3 protein-coding genes are annotated in these 3791 nt (G+C 63.3%); all 3 read left to right on the forward strand.

The window, feature by feature from the left end; genetic code table 11:
• The first annotated feature begins 34 nt into the window (after window positions 1–34).
• The 3 genes from ACOZKU_RS03450 to iolG all read left to right on the forward strand — a co-directional run bounded on the left by ACOZKU_RS03450 (window position 35) and on the right by iolG (window position 3753).
• Window positions 35–1573, forward strand: a complete 1539-nt coding sequence (locus tag ACOZKU_RS03450) for a sugar ABC transporter ATP-binding protein (RefSeq protein WP_421577674.1) — start codon at window positions 35–37, stop codon at window positions 1571–1573.
• Window positions 1574–1636: 63 nt separating this feature from the next.
• Window positions 1637–2656, forward strand: coding sequence for an ABC transporter permease (locus ACOZKU_RS03455; protein WP_421577675.1), 1020 nt, complete (start codon window positions 1637–1639; stop codon window positions 2654–2656).
• A gap of 104 nt (window positions 2657–2760) precedes the next feature.
• The gene (gene iolG, locus ACOZKU_RS03460; protein ID WP_421577676.1) at window positions 2761–3753 is read left to right on the forward strand and encodes an inositol 2-dehydrogenase; all 993 of its coding nucleotides are present in this window, start codon (window positions 2761–2763) and stop codon (window positions 3751–3753) included.
• The last annotated feature ends 38 nt before the right edge of the window (window positions 3754–3791 follow it).

The raw sequence follows: 3791 nt of genomic DNA on the forward strand, positions 1-3791 counted from the left end.
ATCCGTTTCAGGTTGCTCCGGGAGGGAGGGGACGATGGTCAGTCCGACCACCATGGCCGCGGTTCGCGCAAGCGGCGCCATTCCGAATGCTGAATATCTCCTGTCCGCGGAAGGTGTCCGCAAGGAATTTCCGGGTGTCGTGGCGCTCGACGATGTCCAGTTCAAGCTGAAGCGCGGCACGGTGCACGCCCTGATGGGCGAAAACGGCGCCGGCAAATCCACGCTGATGAAGATCCTCGCCGGCATCTACACGCCCGACCAGGGCGAGGTGCTGCTGAAGGGCCAGAAGATCCGGCTGCAATCGCCGCTCGACGCGCTGGAAAATGGTATCGCCATGATCCATCAGGAACTGAACCTGATGCCCTTCATGACGGTGGCGGAAAACATCTGGATCCGCCGCGAGCCGAAGACCCGCCTCGGCTTCGTCGATCACGGCGAGATGCGCCGCAAAACCGCCGAACTCTTCAAGCGCCTCAACATCACCATGGACCCGGAAACGCAGGTGCGCGACCTCTCCGTCGCCAACCGCCAGATGGTCGAGATCGCCAAGGCCGTGTCCTACGAGAGCGACGTGCTCATCATGGACGAGCCGACCTCCGCGCTGACCGAGCGCGAGGTGGAGCACCTCTTCACCATCATCCGCGACCTGCGCTCGCAGGGCATCGGCATCGTCTACATCACCCACAAGATGAACGAGCTGTTCGAGATTGCAGACGAATTCTCGGTGTTCCGCGACGGCAAATACATCGGCACCCATGCCTCGACCGACGTGACGCGCGACGACATCATCCGCATGATGGTCGGCCGCGAGATCACCCAGATGTTCCCGAAGGAAGAGGTGCCGATCGGCGACGTCGTCCTCTCGGTGAAGAACCTGACACTCAAGGGCGTGTTCCACGACGTCTCCTTCGACGTGCGCGCCGGCGAAATCCTCGGCCTTGCCGGCCTCGTCGGCTCGGGCCGCTCGAATGTCGCCGAGACGATCTTCGGCGTGACGCCGGCGACCTCCGGCACGATTTCGATCAACGGCAAGCAAGTCAATATCGACAGCCCGAACACGGCGATCAAACACCGCATGGCCTTCCTCACGGAAGACCGCAAGGACACCGGCTGTCTTCTGATCCTCGATATTCTCGAGAACATGCAGATCGCCGTGCTCCAGGACAAGTTCGTCAAGAACGGCTTCGTCTCCGAGGCCGCGCTGACCAGGGTCTGCGAGGAGATGAGCAAGAAGCTGCGCGTGAAGACGCCGAACCTGTCGGAGCGCATCGAGAACCTGTCGGGCGGCAACCAGCAAAAGGTGCTGATCGGCCGCTGGCTGCTCACCCATCCGCGCATCCTCATCCTCGACGAGCCGACCCGCGGCATCGATGTCGGCGCCAAGGCGGAAATCCATCGCTTTGTCACCGAGCTTGCCCGCGATGGCGTCGCCGTCATCATGATCTCGTCGGAAATGCCGGAAGTGCTCGGCATGAGCGACCGCGTCATGGTCATGCACGAGGGCCGCGTCACCGGCATTCTCGACCGGGCGGAGGCAACGCAGGTCAGGGTGATGGAACTGGCGGCCCAGTGAGATGAACCCGGAGACGGGTCCAACAGGATTTAAGGCCGCCGGGCGGCCGTAAGGGAGGTAATCATGAGCACGAATTCCGCCACGCAGGCTCAAGCCGCTGCGCAGAAATCTGCCCGCCGGCTCCCGCCGGAACTCAACATCTTTCTCGTCCTCGTCGGCATTGCGCTGGTCTACGAAATCCTCGGCTGGATCTTCGTCGGCCAGAGCTTCCTGATGAACACGCAGCGCCTGACGATCATCATCCTGCAGGTTTCCGTCATTGGCATCATCGCCGTCGGCGTGACCCAGGTCATCATTACCGGCGGCATCGACCTCTCCTCCGGCTCCGTCGTCGGCATGACGGCGATGTTCACGGCCTCGCTGGCGCAAGCCTCCACATGGCCGCGCGCGCTCTATCCCTCGATGACTGACCTGCCGGTCATCGTGCCCGTGGTGGTCGGCATCGGCGTCGGCCTTTTGGCCGGCTTCATCAACGGCCAGCTCATCGCCAAGACGAAGATCCCGCCCTTCATCGCCACCCTCGGCATGATGGTCTCGGCCCGCGGCATCTCCAAGTGGTACACCAAGGGCCAGCCGGTCTCGGGCCTCACCGAACAGTTCAACTTCATCGGCACCGGCATCTGGCCCGTCGTGATCTTCCTCGTCGTTGCCGTCATCTTCCACATCGCACTGCGCTACACCCGCTACGGCAAGTTCACCTATGCCATCGGCGCCAATGTGCAGGCCGCCCGCGTCTCCGGCATCAATGTCGAATCCCATCTCGTGAAGGTCTACGCCATCGCCGGTGCGCTCGCAGGGCTTGCCGGTGTCGTCACCGCCGCCCGCGCCCAGACCGCGCAGGCCGGCATGGGCGTGATGTACGAGCTCGATGCGATCGCCGCCACCGTCATCGGCGGCACCTCGCTCGCCGGCGGCGTCGGCCGCATCACCGGCACGGTCATCGGCACCGTCATCCTCGGCGTCATGACCTCGGGCTTTACCTTCTTGCGCGTCGATGCTTTCTACCAGGAGATCGTCAAAGGCGTGATCATCGTGGCGGCCGTCGTCGTCGACGTCTACCGCCAGAAGAAGCGCAAGACGTAATAAAACCCTCGCGGTTCGCCGCGGCGCTTTTGCGGGGCGAGCGTATCGCCTCGCCCCTCCTCCCGCATGGTCCCCAAGCATGCGGCTTACTTGAGAGAATGAAGATGACTGTGAGATTTGGTCTTCTCGGCGCCGGCCGCATCGGCAAGGTCCACGCCAAGGCCGTCACGGGCAATCCCGACGCCGTGCTCGTCGCCGTCGCAGATGCCTTTCCTGCCGCCGCCGATGCCATCGCCAAGCAATATGGCTGCGACGTGCGCACCATCGAGGCGATCGAAGCCGCCAAGGATATCGACGCCGTCGTGATCTGCACGCCGACCGACACCCATGCCGACCTCATCGAACGTTTTTCCCGCGCTGGAAAAGCCATTTTCTGCGAAAAGCCGATCGATCTCGACGTCGACCGCGTGCGCGCCTGCATGAAGGTGGTGCAAGAGACCAAGGGCAAGCTGATGGTCGGCTTCAACCGCCGCTTCGACCCGCATTTCATGGCCGTGCGCAAGACCATCGACGACGGCAAGATCGGCGACGTCGAAATGGTCACCATTACCTCGCGCGACCCCGGCGCCCCGCCGGTCGATTACATCAAGCGTTCCGGCGGCATCTTCCGCGACATGACGATCCACGACTTCGACATGGCCCGCTTCCTGCTCGGCGAAGAGGTCGCCTCGGTGTCGGCGACCGCCGCCGTTCTGGTCGATCCGGAAATCGGCAAAGCCGGCGACTATGACAGCGTCTCCGTCATCCTGCAGACCAAGTCCGGCAAGCAGGCCATCATCTCCAATTCGCGCCGCGCCACCTATGGCTACGACCAGCGCATCGAGGTGCACGGCTCCAAGGGCGCCGTCTCGGCCGAAAACCAGCGCCCGGTCTCCATCGAAATCGCCAATGGCGACGGCTATACCCGCCCGCCGCTGCACGATTTCTTCATGACCCGCTACACGGAAGCCTACGCCAACGAAATCGCCGCCTTCATCGCCGCGATCGAAAAGGGCGCCACGATCACCCCCTCCGGCGCCGACGGCCTCGCCGCACTGGCCCTTGCCGACGCCGCCGTCAAATCCGTCGAAGAAAAACGCCAGATCTCCGTCGCCTGACGGATCACAACTCCCAAGGCAACTGGCCGGGCGATGAC

The organism is Shinella sp. M31, assembly GCF_049199205.1.
Taxonomy (GTDB): Bacteria; Pseudomonadota; Alphaproteobacteria; order Rhizobiales; family Rhizobiaceae; genus Shinella.

Excerpts from the sequence above, each read along its gene's own strand:
- ACOZKU_RS03450 (WP_421577674.1), top strand. The coding sequence starts at position 35 with ATGGTCAGTCCGACCACCATGGCCGCGGTTCGCGCAAGCGGCGCCATT.
- ACOZKU_RS03455 (WP_421577675.1), top strand. The coding sequence starts at position 1,637 with ATGAGCACGAATTCCGCCACGCAGGCTCAAGCCGCTGCGCAGAAATCT.
- iolG (WP_421577676.1), top strand. The coding sequence starts at position 2,761 with ATGACTGTGAGATTTGGTCTTCTCGGCGCCGGCCGCATCGGCAAGGTC.